The sequence below is a fragment of the Flavobacterium sp. GP15 genome, from assembly GCF_014281985.1.
Taxonomy (GTDB): Bacteria; Bacteroidota; Bacteroidia; order Flavobacteriales; family Flavobacteriaceae; genus Flavobacterium; species Flavobacterium pygoscelis.
Window position 1 is genome coordinate 345,097 of record NZ_JACFTC010000003.1, and the last position, 21,694, is coordinate 366,790.

The window sequence follows — 21,694 nt, forward strand, 5'->3', positions numbered from 1 at the left end:
CGTGAATAAAAATTATAGTTTACATAAAATCTTAGATAAAGACGCTTGCCCTTTTAAAGAAGAAGAATACAGCCGATTCAAATTTGGAGATAAATTCTATGCCGAGAAATTTGCAAAGGTTTTGTTTGACGGATTTGTTACTGAATTTAGAGATCTTATCTTATCTCAAACTGAGATTGTTATTTTGCCAAGTCCTTATTTATCAATTCAAACTGCCTCTAACTTCCTATGTTATTATTTTAAAAAAGAGCTAAATGGATTTTTATTTAAAAATGGTAAAAAAGCCTGCATCGAATCCAAAATTTACAGAAATCAAACTTACGTTACCGATTATGGAAATTTGGATTTTGAAGAAAGAGTAAAATTAATTTCTAATGATACGTATTACATAGACCGCAATTTTATTGACGGAAAACTTTGCATTTTTGTTGATGACATTAAAATAACCGGTAGTCATGAGCATACCGTAAATAAAATTCTGAACCAATACGATGTAAAAGGAGATTTTATCTTTGTTTATTTCGCTGAATTAATGAACAAAGACATTCATCCAAAAATTGAAAATCATTACAACTATTTTGCTGTGCACAATGTAGAAGATATCGTTTCTATAATCAACAGTGATCATTTTCAGTATAATACTAGAATCGTAAAATATATTTTAGGCTTAAATGAAGATCAGTTTAAATTTTTAGTTGCAAACATACCTGCCAAAAAGTGTGACGAATTATTTCATCTTGCGATTAGCAATAATTACCATCAAATTTTAGAATATAAAAAAAATATTAACGTAATAAAAATAGATTAAACTATGGCTATCAATTTACAAAAAGGACAAAGAGAAAACATCAATGCGCCAAAATTTACAATTGGTTTAGGATGGGACACAAACAACAGTAGCACAGGCACAGGTTTTGACCTAGATGCTTCCGTTTTTATTTTAGGTGATAATAAAAAAATAATGTCTGATGCCCATTTTATTTTTTATAATAACCTAAAATCTCCAGATGATGCTGTTATTCATACGGGTGATAACTTAACGGGTGATGGAGATGGAGATGATGAACAAGTAAAAATTGATTTAACCAAAATTAATCCAGCTGTAAAAGAAATCTGCATTGTTGTTACCATTCATGATGCTCAAAATAGAAAACAAAATTTTGGACAAGTTCGTAATTCATTTATTCGTATAGTAGATGATTCTAATAATACCGAAATGGTTAAATATGAATTAGAAGAAGATTTCTCAATAGAAACGGCGGTCGAATTTGGAAGAATTTACGACAAAGACGGACAATGGAAATTTGAAGCAATGGGAGTTGGAATGAAAGGCGGATTAGAAGATTACTTAAATAAATATAACTAAGATATGGCAATTAATTTAGAAAAAGGACAACGTATAAATCTTGAAAAAAGTAACGGTTCAAAATTACAAAACATTTGTGTTGGTGTAAACTGGGGAGCAATCGAGAAAAAAGGTTTTTTTGGAACAAAAAAAGAAGCTGTAGATTTAGATGCTAGTTGCGCCGTTTATGATGACAAAAAAAATCATATTGATTCCGTAAATTTCAAAAAACTTATATCTAGTGACCGCGCCATCAAACATAGTGGTGATGATTTAACTGGAGACATGAACGGAGATGACGGATTGGATAATGAAGTTATTACGTTAGATTTTTCTCAATTAACTGCTGCTGCACATCACGTTGCTTTTTTTATTAATAGTTTCAGAGGACAGGATTTCAAAGACATTCCTTTTGCATCTATTAGAATTTACGAAGGAACACCTACCAAAGTAAGTCAAGAATTTGCTCGCTTTGATATTGCTAATGATGCTACTTTCGCAGGAAACGTATCTATGGTTTTGGGTGTTTTTTATAAAAGAAACGACGAATGGAAATTCAGCGCAGTTGGAGTTCCTACAAGTGACAAAAAACTAGAACAAACTATCGTTACAATTCAACAGAATCATTTATAAAATAAGATGTTAGAAAATCAATTAGTTCCTCAGGAAAATGTTTCTTTGATTGATAAAGATGGAAATGTAAATTTAACTTCAATCTCCGAGACTGAAGTTAATAATTACAAGTCAATCTCCAATCAGTTGAATGAAAATGACGCTAATTCAATTCTGAATTACGGTGCCGAAATTCAAACTTCTATCGCAAAACAAAGTGATACTTTTTTAACCAACGTCAGAACTTATAACTCAGGCGAGGTAGGAACTTTGATTAATGATTTGCTTACAGAATTGAATTATGTAGATATAGATCAGTTAGATCAAGGGCCATTTAAAAAATTTATTTCGAAAATTCCATTGCTTAATAAGCTGGTTATTGATGTAAAAAAATTATTTCAACAATACGATAAAATTACTGTAAACATTGAAAAAATCAGTAACAAAGTAAAAGCGGGAATGATTAATTCTTTAAAAGATAACAGCGCACTGCAAACTATGTTTGATGGCAATGTAAATCTTATCAAAGAAATGGAAAAACACATTATTGCAGGACAAATTCGCTTTAAAGAACTGAGCGAAGAACTTGCGGTTATGGAAGGAAACAGCGCCCAATACCAAGATTATCAAATTGCAGACAAAAGAACGTTCATCAATCGATTGGACAAACGTCTTGCAGATATGAAAATCGTACGTTTTATAATGCTTCAATCTTTGGCACAAATTAGAGTAGTTCAAAACAACAACACATCAATTGCCGAAAAAGCGCAATCGATTTTGACTACAACAATGCCTGTTTGGAAAAACCAACTTACATTGGCTGTTGCATTACAAAGACAAAAACAAAATATTGAGGTACAAAGAAGAGTTTCTGAAACAACGAATACTATTTTACAGAAAAATGCTGAAATGCTGAAACAAAACAGTATTGAAGTGGCAAGAGAAAATGAAAACACAATTGTTTCTCTAGAAACACTTAAAATAACTACAAAATCTTTAATAGATACCTTGACAGAAGTTAAACAGATTCACGAAAAAGGTACTGAAACCAGAAGACAACTTGATGCTGGTTTACAAAGTTTGGAACAAGAATTGAAAAAAGGAGTGGTAAGCTAGAAAATTGAAAAATCAATTAAATGCAGGAGGAAGAGGAGATTTATCTCCAAATAATAAAGGACAGTAACAGAAAACTTGTGATTTTAGAATTGTTATCCAATTTCTTTAATCACAAGGATCTTGTTGGTGTTTTGGTAAGAACAAAAATAATTCACACCCTTTTTCAGAACAATCGAATATTAGATATTAACAAATTAGAATTATTTCACATTCAGTTTACTAATAGTCTTATCGATTTGTTTCAGAAAATAAAAAAATCAAAAGAGCAGCATTATGTTCTAATTACGGATGAAATTCATATTAACGAAGATATTTTATCCAAATTAAAATTAGAGATAGAAGAGACAAAGTATGCTAAAAGAATGCAACTTCACGCTCAGAATATGTCAAAAAAGATAGAAAATCTCTATCAATTATTTGTAACAGAAAAAGATGTTTTTTTTGATTGGAACGAAATAATAGTTTTTTCAGAAAGCATTCAAGCTGAATTTTACAGAGAAATAACAATAAATCAATACGAACAACTTTCTCAATTTAATAAAAACCTGTATAAAAACGAACATGCTCAATTTGAGAAGAAGCTTTTAGGAAGATTAAATATTCTAAATTTCAATATTAAGTTTTCATGTGGATTAGTCTGCAATAATGAGATTATAGAAGTGTATGAGTTTAGGGATTCTAATGATAAATTTATTTTTATAGCTAATGAAAAATCTTTTTACCTCTTAACGGATGAAAACGCCAAAGGAATTGATCTTTCAAAAAACGAATCTGCAAAAGAAGGTATTGTAAAAGATTTGAAAACAAAAAATGCAACGCTACAACAAGAGCTAAGTACTTTGAAAACTACACTTCCCGAAAGTGTTTTGACAGTATTAAAAGAATATCTGGCAAAAATTTCATCAGTCGATTTTCTAGAGGAATTGCAAAATGTTGATGAACAAACAAATATTTTAAAAACAATGTTGAATATTAATATTAATTAAAAGAATAAAATGGCAATTAACTTAGAAAAAGGACAAAGACAAATTATTGACGCTCCCAAATTCACTGTTGGATTGGGATGGGATAATAATTCAAGTAGTACAGGAGACAGTTTTGATTTGGATGCTTCTGTATTTTTAGTTGGTGCAAATGGCAAATTGCCAAATGAAAATCATTTTGTTTATTATAATAATTTAAAATCTCCAGATCAGGCAGTTATCCATACTGGTGATAATCTAACTGGTGATGGCGATGGCGATGATGAAAAAATACAAATAGACTTATCTAAAATTTCTCCTGACGTTCATGAGATTTCTTTTGTGGTTACCATTCATCATGCTGACACGAAAAGACAAAATTTTGGTCAGATCAGAAATTCATTTATCAGAATACTGGATCAATCCAATGTAGAATTAGTAAAATACGAGCTTGATGAAGATTTTTCTATAGAAACTGCGGTTGAATTTGGCAGAATTTACAAAAGAAATGAAGAATGGAAGTTTGAAGCAGTTGGAATTGGAATGAAAGGTGGTTTACAAGATTACTTAAATAAATATAACTAATTAAATAAAATTTAAAAGAATGGCAATTAACTTAACCAAAGGACAAAAAATTGATTTAAGAAAATCAAGCGGAGAAACATTAACCAACTTCTGCGTTGGAGTAAACTGGGGAGCTATCGAAACAAAAGGTGGTTTTCTGGGCATGTCCAAAAAAATAATTGATATCGATTTAGATTTAAGTTGTATTCTTATAGATGACCAAAATAAACTATGCGATCATTTATATTCCCCTTTGTACAGAGTAGAAGTACTACAGCAATTTGGTTTACCAAAAGGTAAATTATTAACCGTTGACGGCGCTTTAAAACATACTGGTGATGATCTTGCAGGAGATACTGGCGGAGACGATGGTCTTGATAATGAAATTATAACTGTTGATTTATCAAAAGTGGATTTGAAAGTTACTCAAATATTTTTCTTTTTAAACAATGCTGGTAAAGAAGATTTCTCTCAAATTCCGTATGCTAAAATAAGAATGTATGAAGGAACGCCAACAAGAGTGGTTTCTGAGTTTGCTTCTTATAACGTTTCAGCAGATCCTCAATATGTAAACAAACGTTCTATCATAATGGGAAAATTATACAAAAGAAACAACGAATGGAAATTTAGCGCCATTGGTGACCCAACTGATGATACTTTTTTAGGACAAACTATTCATAAAATTATAGCTTCTTACCTATAATGCAAATCAAAAACATAGAAGGACTTAGTGTTTCTCAAATGAGAGATCTGGTACAGCAAGGTGGGAAATTTGTTGTTTTTCCCTATACAGTTTCCTTTTTGATAATGACTTTAAAAAGAAGTTCTGATATTTATTTTATCAGACCTAACGAAAATACATTTAAGTATTCTTACGGATTTGTTTTGCTTAATTTAATCGTTGGATGGTGGGGTTTTCCATGCGGACCCATTTATACTATTGGAGCACTTTACAACCATATAACTGGCGGTAAAGATTTTACGCAAGCAGTAATGAGCGAATTGATACAAAATGACCCACAAGCCAATACAAGCACTTACAATGTTGGTGGTGTTTTGAGTACTAATTCTCAAGCAGATACAAACGAGAGGCCAACATACAACATTCCTGTATAAAACCAAAAATTACTATGAGAAGATTACCTGTATATTTATTATTAGACACCTCTGGTTCTATGACTGGAGAACCTATAGAGGCTGTAAAAAACGGCGTTCAGATGATGATTAGTTCCTTACGCCAAAATCCTCAGGCAATCGAAACGGCTTTTTTAAGCATCATTACTTTTGATAGTACTGCTCAGCAAATTATTCCATTAACCGATTTAGCCTCTTTTCAAATGGTCGATCTCAAAGCGTCGGGAGTTACTGCGCTTGGAGATGCCTTACGATTAGTTTCTCAAAAAATTGAAACCGAAGTTGCCAAAACAACAACGGAACAAAAAGGAGATTGGAAACCATTGGTTTTTATAATGACCGATGGTATTCCTACGGATAATTGGGAAAGCGCTTTAAATGAATTTAAAAAAGCCAAAATTGCATTTACAGTAGCCTGTGCAGCTGGCGGTGGTGCTGACACCAATGTTTTAAAGAAAATTACAGATAATGTGGTAAGTTTAGACAATGCAGACAGTTCTAGTATTGGCAAGTTCTTTCAATGGGTAACGGCTTCTATTGGCGTAAGCTCAACAAAAGTAGAAGACTTTGGAAAAGATTTTACAGGAGGATTAAAAGAACTGCCTCCGCCTCCATCTGAATTAAATATTGTTGTTTAGTTTTTAGACAGCAGGAGTTTTTTGTTTTTAATCGTACAGATTGAGTATTAAGTTTACAATTCTGCTTCTGTCACCGATTATTAAATATGTTTTGAATTTTACAATTTCATTAGTAAACTATTTTTAAAAAGTTATGAGAAGACTACCCGTTTATTTTCTTTTAGATACATCTGGCTCCATGAATGGCGAACCTATTCAAGCTCTGAATAATGCTTTAAGCGGCATGATTAATACTTTACGCTCAGATGCGCAAGCGCTGGATTCGCTTTGGATAAGTATTATAACTTTTGATAGAGAAGTAAAAGAAATTGTTCCGTTAACAGAATTAGTACATTTTCAACTTCCTGAAATTACCTGTCCACAAAGCGGCCCAACCAATACAGGAGCTGGATTGGATTTTGTGATTCAGAAAGTAAAAACTGATGTCATAAAAGGCTCTTCAACGCTAAAAGGCGATTGGAAACCTTTACTTTTTGTTTTTACAGATGGAAAACCTTCAGACATTCAATTCTACAGAGAAAAAATAGCAGAAGTAAAAGCACTAAATTTTGGCGCTGTTATAGGTTGTGCTGCCGGTCATATGGCCAATGATGCAATTCTTAAAGAACTTACAGATAATGTAGTTCATTTAGATTCGGCAGACAGTTCGACTTTAAAACAATTCTTCAAATGGGTTTCCGAAACTATCGAGCAAGGTAATAAAAGCCAGGGTACTGGAGAAAGCGTAACGCTGCCGCCACCGCCAAGCGAAATAACGGTAGTGATATAGACTATTATGGTTCTTTTATTAACAATCTCTATTGTTTCATTACTTCATAAAATGTTATTTCAAACCAATTAATAATAGTGCTTTCCAAATGATTATAATTAAAATTTTTATAAATATCCTAATTGTTGGTTTGTTTTTATATTCAAAATTATTGCCTTATAAAGACAAGTTGAATCCTCAATATAAATCGATTTTTGATTTTTTTAATAGCATATTCACACCAATATTCAATTTTTTGAAAACTATTGTCAAACCTTTTCAGGTTGGTTTAGGATTGGCTGTTGACATGACACAAATTGTACTTTTAATTATTTTTTTAATATTATTAAAATTCCTTTAAGATGAGAAGATTACCAATATATTTCCTAATAGATATTTCAGAATCAATGGTTGGAGAGCCAATTCAACAAGTTGAAGAAGGATTAGCAACTATAATTCAAGCATTAAAAACAGATCCGCATGCATTAGAAACTGTTTTTGTTTCTATTATAGTTTTTGCAGGTCAGCCTAAAACATTAGTGCCATTACAGGAAATAGTGAGTTTCTATCCTCCAAAATTTCCAATTGGTAGCGGCACATCGTTAAGTAAAGGACTAGGACATTTAATGTTCGAATTGAGAAATAATATCGTTAAAACTACTTATGAAGTAAAAGGAGATTGGAAACCTATTGTATTTTTATTCACTGACGGAGTTCCTACTGATGATTCTCAAGCAGCAATTAATGAATGGAAAACGAACTGGCAACGTACCGCTAACTTAATCGCAGTTTCCTTTGGAAACGAAACGGACACAAAATTATTAGGACAGCTTACCGAAAACGTACTTCATTTTAAAAACACGAATGTACAATCGTACAAAGAATTCTTTAAATGGGTTACCGATTCTATCAAAACCAGCAGTATTAGTGTAGAAAATAATTCATCAGGTTTTGAATTAGCAAAATTGGATGGAGAAACACTTTCTAAAATAGATTTAACCAAGACAGAAACAAATCAGCATTTTGTCGATGATAATTATGTCGTTCTTAATGGTAAATGTCAAAACACAAAAAGACCGTATTTAATGAAGTATCGCAAGACAATTGCACCTTCCATTTATGCAGGTGTCGAGTTATCTTCAAGAAATTATAAACTAGTTGGAGCCTACCAGATTGATAATACTTATTTTGAATTGGCAGACAGTAATAACTACAGCAACCAAATAAATACCGAAGAACTTATTGGCGGACCAACTTGTCCTTGTTGTGGTAATCAAGTTGCATTTGCAGTATGCGTTTGCCAAAAAATTCATTGCATCGGAGACGAAGAAATAAGTACTTGCCCTTGGTGTAATAATCAAGGGTCTTACGGTTGTGGCGAAGGCGGTTTTGATGTAAACAGAACACAAGGATAATATTTATGGAAGAGACCAAAAAATATATTCAGTCTTTTTTATCCCAAAATAAAATCGAAATTCCAAAAAGTAAAGATTCTCTTTTTGATGATTTTATAAATAACGAAAAAAATACCATAGCAGTAAAAATAATTAAAGAAAACCAGCAATTGATTATGAAGGATTGGAAATTAAAAAATCGAATTGACGATATTATACAGCAATCCGTTTTTCTGGCTAATGGTACTGTGAATAAAACATATGAATCAAAAATAGATTTTATCGCATTGGGCTGGGATGATATTATTTATTACGAGTTTAAAAATTTAGAAGATACAGGACTTGCTTTTGATACTAAAAAAGAGCTGCTTTATGGTGAGCCGAAAATAAGCGGTGATATAAAAATAAAATTGTTTTTCAAAATAGATGGTGAAGCTGAAGAAGTAACATTAAACGAAAAAACAATCACACTTATCATAAATCCTGATCCAAAATCATTATGGAAAAATATAGAAAGTGATCAAAACGATCCATTTTCAAAAGAAGATAATGTAGCTGTTTCAAGTCAATTTTTGGATAAAAATATTGTTGTCGCTTCAAAACGCGGACGAAGCCATGCCAACGTTGGTTCTTTTAGAGAAGATGATTTTGCGTTTAAAAATTTCAGTACAAATGGATGGAGTATTTTGGCGGTTTCAGATGGTGCGGGTTCTGCCAGTTTATCCAGAAAAGGTTCAAAAATTGCTTGTGATTCAGTAGTAAACTATTTTGAAGAAAATTTAAATGCGGAAAACCTAAACCAATTTGATGAAATAGTATTAAATCATTACAACAAAACTGATCCAGAATCATCAAAAAAAATAAGCCATTTTGTTTACAACAATTTATCAAAAGCGGCTCATTTTGTAAATCAAAAAATCGAAGAATTTGCCAATATTAATGAAGAAGAACTAAGAAAATTTCATGCAACATTAATTTTTGCTTTAGTTAAAAAATACGATTTCGGTTATGTAATTCTAACTTTTGGAGTTGGTGATTGTCCCATTGGTTTATTAAATAAAGATTTGACAGAGATAAAACTGATGAATTTTTTGGATGTTGGAGAATTTGGCGGTGGCACAAGATTTATTACGATGCCGGAAATTTTTCAGAGCGAAAAATTTTCTTCCCGTTTTGGCTTTAAATTAGTGGATGATTTCTCGTATTTGATGTTAATGACTGATGGAATATATGACCCAAAGTTTGTTGTAGAAGCAAACCTAGAAAGAATAGAAAAATGGAATGAATTTTTATCTGATTTGAAAGGCAATAACGAAGACGGATCAAAAGTTGATTTTGAGAAAGGAAATACGGCAATTGCAGCACAACTTTCAAACTGGATGGATTTTTGGAGTCCAGGAAATCATGATGACAGAACCTTAGCTATAATTTACTAATTTATGAGTATAATTACCGTAAAATCAATAAACGACAACACTAAAACCTATCAATTTGTTGATAACGGAGAACCCATGCGTGGTGGTGTAAAAGATGTATATTTTAGTCCTGATAAAAAATATGTTGTCGCTATTTTTAGAGACAAACTAGATTTTAATCAAAAGGAAAGACTACAAAAAATAACGAATAAATATTTTGACCAAATAAAAAATGGCGAAGCAGCTGACTATTATTTAAATGAAGTTTTCAGATGGCCAACGGATGTTATTGAGTATAAAAATCTAACTGGAATAATTGTTCCTATTTACAACTCCAAGTTTTTCTTTAAGAAAGGATATCAGACAAGCGATTTGATTCAGGGGAAAGAGAAAAACGGAAAGTGGTTTGCTGGACCAAAATTTAGAAATCCTAAATTTCCATTAAGAGTCGCAAATTCCGAATTGGGAGATTGGTTGAGTTATTTTCAAGTGGCTGTCAATCTATCAAGAGGGGTAAAAAAAATGCACGCAATGGGTCTTGCTCATTCTGATTTATCCTATAATAATGTTTTGATAGATCCTATCGAAAGATCAGCCTGTATGATTGATTTAGATGGATTAGTAGTACCCGGTTTATTTCAGGCAGAAGTAATTGGCACTGCAGAATTTATTGCCCCCGAAGTGCTTTCTACAAAACATTTAAACAAAACAGATCCTAACAGAAAATTACCAAACAGGCTAACGGACTTACATGCTTTGCCAATTCTGATTTATATGTTTTTGTTGCACAGACATCCACTAAAAGGAGGGAAAGTTCATGATTTAGACACCGAAAAAGACGATTTGTTATCGATGGGAGAAAAGGCGATGTTTATAGAACATCCGACAGACCCAACAAACAGACCAAAATTAAATCAAGTTTCTAAATGGGATTTGCCTTGGGCAGATATTACCCAGTTGCCGTATACAATTACTGGACCTTATCTAAAAACATTGTTTGATAAAGTTTTCATAGACGGATTGCACAATCCGATGCAAAGACCTACTGCAGAAGAATGGGAAATTGCACTATTAAAAACCACCGATTTAATGCAGAAATGCCATAACCCGTATTGCGAACAAAAATGGTATGTTTTTGATAACACCAATAGTCCAAAATGTCCTTTTTGCGGAACGGCACACAAAGGAACACTACCCGTTTTAGATTTATACTATCAATTTCAAGATAGCGTGTGGAAACCCGAAAATTACAGATTAATGGTTTATAACGATCAATATTTGTTTCAATGGCATGTTAATCGTACTATTGCAAGAAATGAGAAATTAACCGCGCAGCAAAAGGTACCAGTTGGCTATTTTACTTATTTCAAGGACAAATGGGTTTTTGTCAATCAGAAACTCACTTCGCTCAAAGATGTGACAGAAGACAAAGAAATTCCAATCGGCAGTATGGTAGAATTAACAAATGGAAAAAAAATACTTCTTTCAAAAGAAGAAGGCGGCAGAGTAATCGTAGTAACACTAGCAAATACATAATTTAAAATTTTAACTTTAATTAAACAAATGGAAACAAATATTATCGATTTACATCCAGGCTTAGTAGTCGGATTCGCAATAGTGATTTTTATAATGCTATTATTAGATTTAGGTATCTTTAATAAAAAAGCACACGAAGTAACGTCAAAAGAAGCGTTAACATGGAGCATCATTTGGATTTCACTTTCAATGGCTTTTTCTGGAGTTGTATATTGGATTTTTAACCAAGATGCTGGTGGTCATGAAATCGCAGTAGAAAAATTCACACAGTTTCAATTAGCCTATTGGATAGAAAAAGCACTTTCAGTAGATAATCTTTTTGTTTTTATTTTAGTATTCGGTTTTTTTAAAGTTCCTAAGCATCTGCATCATAAAGTTCTTTTTTGGGGTATTATAGGCGCTTTAATATTTAGAGCTATATTTATATTTGCTGGAGTCGGCATCATTAATGTAACTTATTTGGAGTCATTTCTTAAAAATGATAGCACTACTTTTTATGTAGTTTGGAGTTTAATTGCAGTTTCTTTAATTGGCTTAGCTATAAAGTTTCTAAAGGCTGAAAAAGCATTTTTGATTCTAGCAATAATGTTTGGATTATTTATCTTGGGAGGAGTTAATGCTAAATACTTCATTGACGTAAATCAACTTGCTTTACCACCAATTAATTTGGTAATGACAATATTTGGATTATTCTTGATCTATGCAGGAATACAATCTTGGGGTAGTGGAGATGGAGATGATGATGAAGACTTTAGCGATACTGCTGGTGCAAAACTTGTTCAAAAGTTTTATAAAGTTTCAGATAATTACGATGGTGACAAATTCTTTACCATACAAAATGGTATAAAAATGGCAACACCATTACTAGTTGTTGTAGCCGTAATTGAATTTACTGATGTATTATTTGCGGTGGATAGTATTCCTGCGATTTTTGCAATATCTAAAGATCCATTTATTCTGTACACGTCGAATATATTTGCTATTTTGGGATTAAGATCGTTGTATTTTCTGCTTGCTAATTTTATACACATGTTCAGCAAATTACCTTATGGTTTGGCTATAATTTTAAGTTTTATTGGATTTAAAATGCTTATATCCCCATGGTTTCATATTCCCTCTCCAATTTCATTAGGAATCGTTGGTGGAGTTCTTGTAATTTCGGTAATAGTTTCAATTTTGTTTCCTGAATCAAAAGAAGAATAGACATTGATTTAAATATTTAAAAGACCTCATTTCAAGAGGTCTTTTTTTATACAAAATATATTATCATTTATACTTTTTAGTTGTCCTTTAGATATGCTATATGGCTATTATAAATTATTTCGATTTTTTTCGACAATTTGATTTAGCTACTTAAAATGTAATTTCAATAAAAGAAATACAAGAAAGAGGTTTTTATTTTTTATTTAATACTTTCATGAAAATTTAATTTGCAAGAAAAATTTGGAATATTGTTGGAATTTGCTTGATATTAACATTATCTAAAAAATAATCACCATTAACTCATTAATTTACTAAAATTAATCGTTTAGTTAAAGAGTTTCTAAATTAAGTCTTTGTTTGCTGGTGTATTCAATATCTTAATGCAAGAGTTGGTGTTTTTGGATAATAATTTAAATTACTAATTTGGTTTTAAATTTTGATCTTATTTATTTCGAGTTCTAACATATATGCTGGTATTTTAAAACCAAGCACTTCCATTGATCTGTTATTGAGCCTTTACTTTAGTATTTTTAGTTGTTGCTTAATGTTATTAAAGTCTATTTTCTTTATAAAATAACGTCTAATAAGTCCGTTTTTATTCATTTGTATCTTTTTTCTAAGTTCAATAGGGGTTAGCAAAATAAATATCCATTCCTATGTTTTGAGTTAACCATTTGTGATTCGCCATTTCCATTCCATTATCGTAAGTAATTGTTTTAATTGCTTCCGGCATTAAGATGTTTAAAGTTTTAGCTACAGCTTATGTCATGGTTTCCGATGTTCTGTATTTAAGGAAAATGATGTATGTAAATCTTGTTTTACTTTCTACCATTGTAGCTATGGCGCTTTTATGTCCAAGCCCTACAATTTGGTCACCTTCCCAATGTCCGAGTTGTTTTCTGTCTTCTATATTTGGTCTCATTTCAATATTAACAGCATCTTTAATTCTGGATCTTTTAGAACCAAATCTCTTTTTATTTCTTCTTTTAGAATGGCTGTAGGGCAGTAGTTTAATTAATTTTCTACCTAATCTAGATTGTCTATGCTTGTAAATATGTTTATAAATCGCTTCATATGAGATTGACATTATAGGGTCATTTGGATATAAATCTTTTATACTTCCAGCGATTTGTTCAGGCGAGTGATTATTGATTAATCCTCTATAAACAAACACTTTTAAACTGAAATGAGTATTTATCTTGTCAAGATTTCTTTTGTTTAAATACACTTCTTTAGCACAAAAATCGGCAAGATGAGCAAGGTATTTATCTGAAGGTTTAAGAACCCATTTTTTGACTTCTCTGTAAATTGAACTTCTGTTTCTGTCTAATTGTTTTGAGATGTATAAAATTGATCTCTTTTGGGACAGTAAAGTCTCTATAATAATACGCTCTGCAAAGGTTAATCTATTTCGTTTCTTTTCCATATACAACAAATTTAAAAAATTAAAACTGTTGCATTAAGTTATTGAATTTACGACGTAAACGTAGCCTTTCAGGTAACGTCTTGGCGCTTGCCGAGGTTGGGGGCTTTTGAAACCGAGTATTTTCGGCTTAACGTAAATGTAGTAAAAAAAACGCTAATTCCACTAAATCCCCAATCTTGGCAAACGGCTGTTGGCAGTAGTTTTTTTATGAATTAGTCTTTTTTAATATTTGATCCAGCAAAAAATCCTGCCAAAACTCCAAGTAGACCAAAGAGTCCAGTAATTATATTATCCGGTAAAGTTGGTTTTGCACAATATAGAATTACAAAGCAGATTAATGTTACTAAAAATAAAATAGCAACTATTATACTTGTTGTATGTTTCCCTGAAAACAAATCTAATTTGCTGTGGGGTGTTTCGCCTGTGCGATTTAAATCGGGTTTGTTAGTTGTTGCCATAATTATTCTTCTCCCCAAATTGTTAAGTGAAATGAACGAAAAGAAAGTTTTTTGTCTGCGGATGTTTTGAATTTAATCCAAATTCTTTTACCAATGTTTGTTGATAATTCAATTGGTTTAGTTACTTCTGTTCCGAGTGAATTATTCCATTTATGAAGTGTCATATTTATAGTTTTTCCATCTTCACTAAAGTTTCCACTTGTTTTTAATTCTTCGCCATCATCCGAAAATGTAAAATTAATTGTCATTTCTAATTTTAATTTTTCATCATTAAAAAAAACGGAGAGTTTATCATCGCTGTCTACCATTAGAATTGTATCATTAAAAATGACTCTTCTATCAAAGCCGTCTTTACTTGTTGCTATTATCATATTATAATTATTGTTGTTAAATTTACGATTCTGCGGTAAAATTACTGCCAACGTTCTCGCGCCTCGCGCAGTTTGCGACTTACGAAGACGAGTATTTTCTGCTAAACGAAAATACGATAAAAAACGGTAATTCCACTAAATTCGCAAATGGCGCGAGACGTGTGTTACCAGCAGTACTTATTTTATTTATAATGGATTACGTTTACAACTTTTGAATTTCTTGCGTCAATAATAATTGAAAAAGCTCCGCCAAAAGAAAATCTATTTATCGTTCCATTAATTACCCAATAATTATTTATTAAATATGCTTCGTATGGTTTTTCATCTTCAATTTTTGATTTGCCATAAATTTCAAATAATATTGGTTCAGCTACTTTTATTGCTGTATTTTCTTCTTTAATTAAAAGTTCATTTTTGTCAAGAATAGCTAATTTAGTTGTGTCATTTAATGCATTTTCAAGTTCTTTTTTGGCATTTTCTATTCCTAATTTATTATGCAAAACTTGATTACAACTGATTTGCATAATCACAAAAAGCATTAGGATAATTTTTTTCATTTAATTTTTCGGTTTTCTGCGGTTTTTTGGGCGTATTGCTGGTAACGTCTTGGCGCTTGGCGTGGTTGCGAACTTCGTAACCGATTTCTTTCGGCTAAGATAGAATATCTTGCGAAAGAAAAATATGAATTTACCACAAAATTCGCAATCTCGCCAAACGGCTGTTGTGCGATCGCTTTTTTTATTTTCTATTATCTTCTATTACTATTAATTCAGAATTAGTTATTTCATTTCCATTTTTGTCAATTCCAATTAAATAGGTTTTATATTTCAGGTTTTCTGATTTTTCAATTTCATTTTTGTATTTTCTTATTAAAAGTCTATCGCTAATTTCATCTCTGTTTTTACATTTTTTGTCTAAAATTATTACACTATCATTGATTGAATAAGTTCCATAAAAATATTTTTTACTTGCCCAACTTCCAATTTTGATTATGTAATTTTTATCAGTTTTAAAATCTGCAATAATATTTCCATATTCAGTTTTTAAAATTGATTTGCTATTAATTTTAGTTTCATAATAACTAAATATTTCAAGATTTAGAAGTACTAAAAATGTTCCTATAATTGTTAATTTATAACTTTCTAATTTTTTGGTTTCCTTATACTTTTTTACATTATCAAATATTGCATTATAAAATATGTAAAGTCCAATTCCGCCAAGAATTACATAAAAAAATATTTGAAATATATCGTCAAAATGATATGATTTGAATAAAATATAGGAGAATAATATTCCGCAAAATAGTAGTACAAATATTTTAGTTTTTTCTTTCATTTTCTGTTCGAATTTCTGTCGCTCGAAAGTGTCGCACAACGTCTTGGCGCTTGGCGTGGTTGGGGACTTTTGAAACCGAGTATTTTCGGCTTAACGTAAAGGTAATGAAAAAACGCTAATTCCACTAAAACCCCAATCTCGCCAAACGGCTGTTGGGCGATCGTTGTTCTATTCTAGTTCATTTCTCATATGTTTCAATATTCCTTGAAACCATTTAACAATTTTCTGTTCATCATCAATTTTATGAATATGTGTTTCATCATTTTGCCAATTTCCATTCATTGCAAAATGTATTTTATTCACATCAAATAATTTTTGTTTTTCTTCTTCTAGTAAAGAAATAAAATCTCCATTATCAAAATTGTTTGAATATTCTTCAAATGTTCTTTCTATAGCTTGGTTGGATGTTATATGCCAATGAGGTTGAGAGTGTTTTTCATCCTCATTATTATAATCGTCCCATTCAGCTCGAAATAACTGATATTTATTATTATCAGAATCAGCTCCTTGAAATACGGATAATGATATATATGTATGTATTTGTTTTGATTTTTTTCTACCATCCAATATTTCAAGTGAAACAAATTTAACTTCTATAAACAACCAAAAATCATCAAACCAATTCAAAACTTTAACTGCATCAAAAGGTATTTCAAATCTATTTAAGGCATTAGAAACTCCTTCAATTCTATATCTTGAAATGTTATAATGACCAGAATTTGGTTTTAAAATAAAATTATTTAGAAATAAATTTTTACAATCTTTATTAATGCAATCGATTAATTTTTGAGGTTCTATCATAGTATTTAAATTCTTGGATAGAAATAACTATTAAGAACGTCATCAATCACTTGTTTGACAAATGAATTTCCTTGTTCTAATTCTTTTCCTAATTCTACAAGCTTTGCATAAGCTTCTGAATTTTTTACTAAAGTAGAATGAACATTTGGAATTGGTATATCTTTTATTTGGATTTTACCCAAATCATAACCAGACATAATTGGTTTTGAATAAATAGATAAAAGGATTTCAAATGTTTTACTTGTAAAACAAGACAAATAAAAATAATAATCATCAATTTCAAATTCCTTTTTGGGTAAGAATGCATTACCTTCCTCAATAACACAATTTCCTTTGATGTCAAGAGCAAAAGAATTGGAATTTCCAAAACGATTTGAGTAAAGTCTAATCTGTTTTCCAAATTGCCAATTTCTTGGTCGTGTTAGAGACCACCATTCAGTTATACTTTTTCTATTTTGTAATACTACTTTATTAGGAATTAAAACTTCTTTTGCAAAAGTTATATTATTTAGTTCATTTTCATTTTTAATTATTAAACCATTTTTATCATATGGAAACCATACATATTCAGATATTATTAATTCTCCTTTTTTTATAGAGTTATTTGTTATTACTGGTCTGAAAAATTTATGTTCATTTTTTGGTAAATTTTCAAACTGTTCTAAAGAAATTTTAAAAATATTTTTGACACCTAATAAAGCTCCTTGATTTATATTAAATATTTCTGAAATTGGATTTAAATTTCCAGCTGAAACAAATCGTTCAACATCTTTCATAAGTTTATTCTCGTTCAAAGAAATTGTTTTCCAACTGTCTTTAATTAAAGGGAAATCAGAAGGGGTATAAATACTATAACTCTTTTCTTCTATAGAATGTTCATTATTAGTTGTCATTTTTCTTAAATCTCTAAGTACATTATGTACAACACCTTTTTCATTTTTGGTCCAAATTAATTTTGGATTTGTATGATGAACTTCTTTTTTACCAACGAAAAAACTAACATCAGTAAGAGCATCTTCAAAAACAAAATTTCCAAGTCTTGCAATAATATTTAAGTTTAATTCTTCTTTAATTTCATTTCTTAGACTTGAATATGAATCAAATGTAAAAATTGATGATGGTAAAACACATCCTAATACTCCTCCAGTATTTAATGATTTAGTTGCTTTATAGAAAAAAGCACTTGCTTGATTTGGTTTACCATTTTTAAAACTTGAACCTAAAGTTTCTAATACTGCATCTTTGCTTTCTCTACTTTTTAGAAGTTCCCAAGAAATAAAAGGCGGATTCATTAAAATTAAATCATAATCACTTTCCCATTTTTCCGTTAACGAATCATTAACTAGTTTAATTTCAAATTCTAAATCTGAATTGCTCCATTGAGTTCGTTTCTCATATTCGAGTAAAAATTTTGAAGTGCTAACTGCGCTTTCAGAAGTATCCCAACCGATTACCTTTACTTTTCCATCAAATCCTGCATTTTTTAACTGTTTGAGTGCTTCTATTAAAAATTCAGATGAACCACAAGAAGGATCAAAAATTTTAATATATTCTTTAAGTGGTAATAAATTTTTTAAACTGTTTTCAACTATAGTTCTAGCTAGATATTGTGGAGTGTAATGAATACTAGAATAAGCATCATTTTTAACAATCAGTTTACTTGAAACTCCTCCAAACAAATCTCTTTGAGGATTAAAATATATAACTTCTCTATGTGCTTCTTGAAATAATGAACCAGATGAATGACGAAGTATTAAATCAAGATTGGGGCTAATAGATTTAACACCTTGTTTTATTAAATCGACAAAGTATTCAAATTGACTTGGTAATTCTACATTTTCGATTCCCCATTTTGTATAGTCAATTTTAGTATAATCTTCTTCAATACTAATTAAAAGTTGAAATAATAAATTTAAAGCATCAGTAGGCTTTTCTTTTTCATAAGTTACATTGCGTAGTTTTCTAAAAATGTCTAAAATAAATGGAACTACATCACTTTCACTTTTATATGATTTTGAAATTAGATATTTGTAAAATTTATCAGAATTTGATTCTATTTTGCTTAAAGGAATTTCTTCAATTTTCTTATCAAACCAATTACTAATTTTGACATTGTCATTATCTATAATAACAAAATTTTTGGTATTTGTTGACCAAGAAATACCAAAATAAGTATCAGGGTTTTCAATCAAATTACTAGTCTGTAGACAAAAATCACCGCTTCCACCATATAAGCATAAGAAATTTGTTATCCTCAAATTTTGGATTTAAAAGAATTGGTAAAAGTCCAAAATCCTGTTTCCACGAGCTAATATCTGCTAAATTATTCATCTTGCGAAAGTAAAAAAAATTATATCAATAAAGCTTAATACGTTCGGTTTTTTACAATGTCGCCCAACGTCTTGGCGCTTGCCGTGGTTGCGGACTTTCTAGCAGAGTATATTCTACCGCAACGAATATATGAATAAAAACGTTAATTCCACTAAACCCGCAATCATGGCAAACGGCTGTTAGCGGTTCGGCAGTTTATTTATTCTAAACGTCTATTCCAAATTATAATTATTGCCTTTTCAATTTCTGCCAAATATTTTATTAAGTATCTTCTATCACTTTAAAATCCAAAAAAAATCGAGAAAATTTCGCTTTCTAAGTTTCTATTTATCATTTCAACATTCAGCTAATATCTTCATTTTTCTCTTTTTTTATCTCGATAAATTCCAATATTCCAGTTTCCACATGCTATAAACTTAATCAGATTCCAACTTTCAAGTTTCTGCTTTCTACAAACATAATCAATTTCAATTTTCCATGTTAAAAACTCAAAAAAATCGATAAAATTTATATTTTTAAATTCTAAATATTTTCTATTTCACTCCAGTTTTATTTGCTCCAACGCTGCTGACCGCTAACGTCTTGGCGCTTGCCGAGGTTGGGGACTTTCGAAGCCGAGTATTTTCGGCTTAACGTAAATGTAGTAAAAAAAACGCTAATTCCACTAAATCCCCAATCTTGGCAAACGGCTGTTAGCGGTTCGGCAGTTTATGTTTTGTCTATGTCCATTCCAATTAATTCTAATTGTCTTTTCCAAGTTTAATTATTTTTAAAATCTATAACCCAAATTAAAACCTAATCTCAAAACTTGTGTATGATCAGTCTTTTCAGCATTAAATAATAGTTTCCCCCACCCAGCGTTAACCTCAAATATAAATCCACTTTTAGTAACCCATTTACTTCCTAAACCTAAACCAAGGGAAAAATCAATTACATCAGAACCTTCAGTAAATTTTGAATTATCATTTATATCATATATTTTTTTTCCGTCAATTGAACTTAACATTCCAAAACCTTCGGCAAAAAAACCAGAAGCAAATTTTTTCCCAAAATATCTTCTATAATATTGTGAGATAGAATAATTTAAATCTTCTTCTGATTTATCGTTATCGAACACAGTAAAAACTGAAATACCTAATGAAGACTTTTTATTTAAGTTTCTTTCATAAGTTCCTTCAAGTGCGCCAGTTATAGGTGATAAAACATTTAATTTTACTTCATTTTTTTTCTCATTTGTAGAGTTGTCATTTTGTGCATTAACAGCACAAATCGAAAATAACATTGGAATTATTAAGTATTTTTTTTTCATAAAATATGTTTGATTGTTTAGGCAAACATATATTAATTAGGCTTAAAAAATGTTAATTAAATCTACGTTTCAAGTTAAATTTATTACAATTTTTCTGTGTAAAAATAATGCTTTCAATTATGTTTTTTATGCGTTCCAACACTGCTGACCGCTAACGTCTTGGCGCTTGGCGTGGTTGGGGACTTTTGAAACCGAGTATTTTCGGCTTAACGTAAAGGTAATAAAAAAACGCTAATTCCACTAAATCCCCAATCACGCCAAACGGCTGTTAGTGGCTGGCTTAATATTCATTCCAATTTTCTTGAGTTGATAATTAGTTTATTTTCCACATAATGTTTTCGTACTATAAAATCTAAATTTACTTCATTAATAATTTCAATAAATTTTTTAATTGTTATAAAGAACAGTTCTTTTTCTTTTGTAAAATCAGATGAAAAATAAAAACCTTCTAAACCATCGTTCTTCCAATTTTCAATATCATCATTTGGCAGATTTATGTCATATTTTAACCAATTATATTTTGGCATAAAATGATAACTATGAATAATTTTATCTGTTAAATTCTTTAAATTTATATTGGTTTCTTTCGAGGAATTTAAATGATATAATTTTTCAATTTCAAATGAATTCCACCGAGTTATTTTAGTATTATCAATTTTTAAATATGATGTGATTTTAAAATTTTCTTTTAACAGTTCATCTGATATTTTATTTGCTTCTATTAATTTTCTGATTATTATAGAAACATAGATTGTAAACTTTTGAAGTTTTAAAAACACTTTATTTCCAACTTGACTGTATTCAGCCAAAAGTTCATCATCGTCGTTATCCTCATCTTCGAATTCAAGTTCTTCATTTGCAGAATTAAAATCTAGGTTTTCAATAAATTTATGAAAATTTTCCAATTCAGTTTTTAATTCATATTTCCAAATTTGGCTGTCAATTATCATATTTCCTAATATTTTTGTCGTTCTGCTCGGCGCTTGCCACTAACGT

At 30.4% G+C, this 21,694-nt stretch carries 23 protein-coding genes; 14 read left to right on the forward strand and 9 right to left on the reverse strand.

The genetic code is table 11. The annotated features are described in order from the left end of the window. The first annotated feature begins 1 nt into the window (after position 1). From H2650_RS09515 to H2650_RS09580, 14 genes are all read left to right on the forward strand, one after another. Positions 2-808, forward strand: coding sequence for a phosphoribosyltransferase family protein (locus H2650_RS09515; RefSeq protein WP_188050562.1), 807 nt, complete (start codon positions 2-4; stop codon positions 806-808). 3 nt (positions 809-811) lie between these two features. Beyond that, positions 812-1,366: a TerD family protein gene (locus H2650_RS09520; protein WP_188050563.1), complete on the forward strand. Its 555-nt coding sequence runs from the start codon at positions 812-814 to the stop codon at positions 1,364-1,366. A gap of 3 nt (positions 1,367-1,369) precedes the next feature. Next, positions 1,370-1,978: a TerD family protein gene (locus tag H2650_RS09525; RefSeq protein WP_188050564.1), complete on the forward strand. Its 609-nt coding sequence runs from the start codon at positions 1,370-1,372 to the stop codon at positions 1,976-1,978. Between the two features lie 6 nt (positions 1,979-1,984). Further along, positions 1,985-3,073, forward strand: coding sequence for a toxic anion resistance protein (locus tag H2650_RS09530; RefSeq protein WP_188050565.1), 1,089 nt, complete (start codon positions 1,985-1,987; stop codon positions 3,071-3,073). Between the two features lie 20 nt (positions 3,074-3,093). Continuing rightward, positions 3,094-4,059, forward strand: coding sequence for a hypothetical protein (locus tag H2650_RS09535; RefSeq protein WP_188050566.1), 966 nt, complete (start codon positions 3,094-3,096; stop codon positions 4,057-4,059). 9 nt (positions 4,060-4,068) lie between these two features. Next, entirely contained in the window at positions 4,069-4,620 is a 552-nt protein-coding gene (locus H2650_RS09540) for a TerD family protein (RefSeq protein ID WP_188050567.1), read from the forward strand. A 19-nt stretch (positions 4,621-4,639) separates the two neighbouring features. Further along, the gene (locus H2650_RS09545; RefSeq protein WP_188050568.1) at positions 4,640-5,302 is read left to right on the forward strand and encodes a TerD family protein; all 663 of its coding nucleotides are present in this window, start codon (positions 4,640-4,642) and stop codon (positions 5,300-5,302) included. Continuing rightward, the gene (locus tag H2650_RS09550; protein WP_188050569.1) at positions 5,302-5,715 is read left to right on the forward strand and encodes a hypothetical protein; all 414 of its coding nucleotides are present in this window, start codon (positions 5,302-5,304) and stop codon (positions 5,713-5,715) included. Before H2650_RS09545 ends, H2650_RS09550 begins: the two co-directional genes overlap by 1 nt. Before the next feature lie 14 nt (positions 5,716-5,729). Continuing rightward, on the forward strand, positions 5,730-6,371 hold the full coding sequence (locus tag H2650_RS09555; RefSeq protein ID WP_188050570.1) for a VWA domain-containing protein: 642 nt from the start codon (positions 5,730-5,732) through the stop codon (positions 6,369-6,371). A gap of 133 nt (positions 6,372-6,504) precedes the next feature. Continuing rightward, a complete protein-coding gene (locus H2650_RS09560; protein WP_188050571.1) occupies positions 6,505-7,140 on the forward strand; it encodes a VWA domain-containing protein in 636 nt (211 codons plus the stop codon). Positions 7,141-7,481: 341 nt separating this feature from the next. After that, positions 7,482-8,534 carry a TerY-C metal binding domain-containing protein gene (locus H2650_RS09565; protein ID WP_188050572.1) on the forward strand — a complete coding sequence of 351 codons (1,053 nt, stop codon included), beginning with the start codon at positions 7,482-7,484 and terminating at the stop codon, positions 8,532-8,534. A 5-nt stretch (positions 8,535-8,539) separates the two neighbouring features. Beyond that, entirely contained in the window at positions 8,540-9,949 is a 1,410-nt protein-coding gene (locus H2650_RS09570) for a PP2C family serine/threonine-protein phosphatase (protein ID WP_188050573.1), read from the forward strand. A 3-nt stretch (positions 9,950-9,952) separates the two neighbouring features. Further along, positions 9,953-11,464, forward strand: coding sequence for a helix-hairpin-helix domain-containing protein (locus H2650_RS09575; RefSeq protein ID WP_188050574.1), 1,512 nt, complete (start codon positions 9,953-9,955; stop codon positions 11,462-11,464). Positions 11,465-11,491: 27 nt separating this feature from the next. Next, positions 11,492-12,667, forward strand: coding sequence for a hypothetical protein (locus H2650_RS09580; protein WP_188050575.1), 1,176 nt, complete (start codon positions 11,492-11,494; stop codon positions 12,665-12,667). A 760-nt stretch (positions 12,668-13,427) separates the two neighbouring features. Here the strand turns inward: H2650_RS09580 and H2650_RS09585 are convergent. From H2650_RS09585 to H2650_RS09625, 9 genes are all read right to left on the reverse strand, one after another. Further along, positions 13,428-14,093, reverse strand: coding sequence for an IS30 family transposase (locus H2650_RS09585; RefSeq protein ID WP_188050576.1), 666 nt, complete (start codon positions 14,091-14,093; stop codon positions 13,428-13,430). Between the two features lie 212 nt (positions 14,094-14,305). Then, positions 14,306-14,551, reverse strand: coding sequence for a hypothetical protein (locus H2650_RS09590; RefSeq protein ID WP_188050577.1), 246 nt, complete (start codon positions 14,549-14,551; stop codon positions 14,306-14,308). Positions 14,552-14,553: 2 nt separating this feature from the next. Next, positions 14,554-14,922 carry a DUF6864 domain-containing function gene (locus H2650_RS09595; protein ID WP_188050578.1) on the reverse strand — a complete coding sequence of 123 codons (369 nt, stop codon included), beginning with the start codon at positions 14,920-14,922 and terminating at the stop codon, positions 14,554-14,556. Between the two features lie 182 nt (positions 14,923-15,104). After that, positions 15,105-15,479, reverse strand: a complete 375-nt coding sequence (locus H2650_RS09600) for a YbbC/YhhH family protein (RefSeq protein ID WP_188050579.1) — start codon at positions 15,477-15,479, stop codon at positions 15,105-15,107. Between the two features lie 181 nt (positions 15,480-15,660). After that, positions 15,661-16,257: a hypothetical protein gene (locus H2650_RS09605; RefSeq protein WP_188050580.1), complete on the reverse strand. Its 597-nt coding sequence runs from the start codon at positions 16,255-16,257 to the stop codon at positions 15,661-15,663. Between the two features lie 168 nt (positions 16,258-16,425). Then, on the reverse strand, positions 16,426-17,058 hold the full coding sequence (locus tag H2650_RS09610; protein ID WP_188050581.1) for a hypothetical protein: 633 nt from the start codon (positions 17,056-17,058) through the stop codon (positions 16,426-16,428). 5 nt (positions 17,059-17,063) lie between these two features. Continuing rightward, positions 17,064-19,316, reverse strand: coding sequence for an N-6 DNA methylase (locus tag H2650_RS09615; protein WP_188050582.1), 2,253 nt, complete (start codon positions 19,314-19,316; stop codon positions 17,064-17,066). Between the two features lie 842 nt (positions 19,317-20,158). Further along, a complete protein-coding gene (locus tag H2650_RS09620) occupies positions 20,159-20,698 on the reverse strand; it encodes a DUF3575 domain-containing protein (protein WP_188050583.1) in 540 nt (179 codons plus the stop codon). Between the two features lie 287 nt (positions 20,699-20,985). Beyond that, the gene (locus tag H2650_RS09625; protein WP_188050584.1) at positions 20,986-21,648 is read right to left on the reverse strand and encodes a hypothetical protein; all 663 of its coding nucleotides are present in this window, start codon (positions 21,646-21,648) and stop codon (positions 20,986-20,988) included. Positions 21,649-21,694 lie beyond the last annotated feature (46 nt).

What these genes read in the sequence shown, in the direction of transcription:
- H2650_RS09610 (WP_188050581.1), bottom strand. Translation starts at nt 17,058, where the DNA reads ATGATAGAACCTCAAAAATTAATCGATTGCATTAATAAAGATTGTAAA.
- H2650_RS09530 (WP_188050565.1), top strand. Translation starts at nt 1,985, where the DNA reads ATGTTAGAAAATCAATTAGTTCCTCAGGAAAATGTTTCTTTGATTGAT.
- H2650_RS09575 (WP_188050574.1), top strand. Translation starts at nt 9,953, where the DNA reads ATGAGTATAATTACCGTAAAATCAATAAACGACAACACTAAAACCTAT.
- H2650_RS09600 (WP_188050579.1), bottom strand. Translation starts at nt 15,479, where the DNA reads ATGAAAAAAATTATCCTAATGCTTTTTGTGATTATGCAAATCAGTTGT.
- H2650_RS09540 (WP_188050567.1), top strand. Translation starts at nt 4,069, where the DNA reads ATGGCAATTAACTTAGAAAAAGGACAAAGACAAATTATTGACGCTCCC.
- H2650_RS09525 (WP_188050564.1), top strand. Translation starts at nt 1,370, where the DNA reads ATGGCAATTAATTTAGAAAAAGGACAACGTATAAATCTTGAAAAAAGT.
- H2650_RS09580 (WP_188050575.1), top strand. Translation starts at nt 11,492, where the DNA reads ATGGAAACAAATATTATCGATTTACATCCAGGCTTAGTAGTCGGATTC.
- H2650_RS09605 (WP_188050580.1), bottom strand. Translation starts at nt 16,257, where the DNA reads ATGAAAGAAAAAACTAAAATATTTGTACTACTATTTTGCGGAATATTA.
- H2650_RS09590 (WP_188050577.1), bottom strand. Translation starts at nt 14,551, where the DNA reads ATGGCAACAACTAACAAACCCGATTTAAATCGCACAGGCGAAACACCC.
- H2650_RS09555 (WP_188050570.1), top strand. Translation starts at nt 5,730, where the DNA reads ATGAGAAGATTACCTGTATATTTATTATTAGACACCTCTGGTTCTATG.
- H2650_RS09565 (WP_188050572.1), top strand. Translation starts at nt 7,482, where the DNA reads ATGAGAAGATTACCAATATATTTCCTAATAGATATTTCAGAATCAATG.
- H2650_RS09520 (WP_188050563.1), top strand. Translation starts at nt 812, where the DNA reads ATGGCTATCAATTTACAAAAAGGACAAAGAGAAAACATCAATGCGCCA.
- H2650_RS09595 (WP_188050578.1), bottom strand. Translation starts at nt 14,922, where the DNA reads ATGATAATAGCAACAAGTAAAGACGGCTTTGATAGAAGAGTCATTTTT.
- H2650_RS09620 (WP_188050583.1), bottom strand. Translation starts at nt 20,698, where the DNA reads ATGAAAAAAAAATACTTAATAATTCCAATGTTATTTTCGATTTGTGCT.
- H2650_RS09545 (WP_188050568.1), top strand. Translation starts at nt 4,640, where the DNA reads ATGGCAATTAACTTAACCAAAGGACAAAAAATTGATTTAAGAAAATCA.
- H2650_RS09585 (WP_188050576.1), bottom strand. Translation starts at nt 14,093, where the DNA reads ATGGAAAAGAAACGAAATAGATTAACCTTTGCAGAGCGTATTATTATA.
- H2650_RS09570 (WP_188050573.1), top strand. Translation starts at nt 8,540, where the DNA reads ATGGAAGAGACCAAAAAATATATTCAGTCTTTTTTATCCCAAAATAAA.
- H2650_RS09550 (WP_188050569.1), top strand. Translation starts at nt 5,302, where the DNA reads ATGCAAATCAAAAACATAGAAGGACTTAGTGTTTCTCAAATGAGAGAT.
- H2650_RS09535 (WP_188050566.1), top strand. Translation starts at nt 3,094, where the DNA reads ATGCAGGAGGAAGAGGAGATTTATCTCCAAATAATAAAGGACAGTAAC.
- H2650_RS09560 (WP_188050571.1), top strand. Translation starts at nt 6,505, where the DNA reads ATGAGAAGACTACCCGTTTATTTTCTTTTAGATACATCTGGCTCCATG.
- H2650_RS09625 (WP_188050584.1), bottom strand. Translation starts at nt 21,648, where the DNA reads ATGATAATTGACAGCCAAATTTGGAAATATGAATTAAAAACTGAATTG.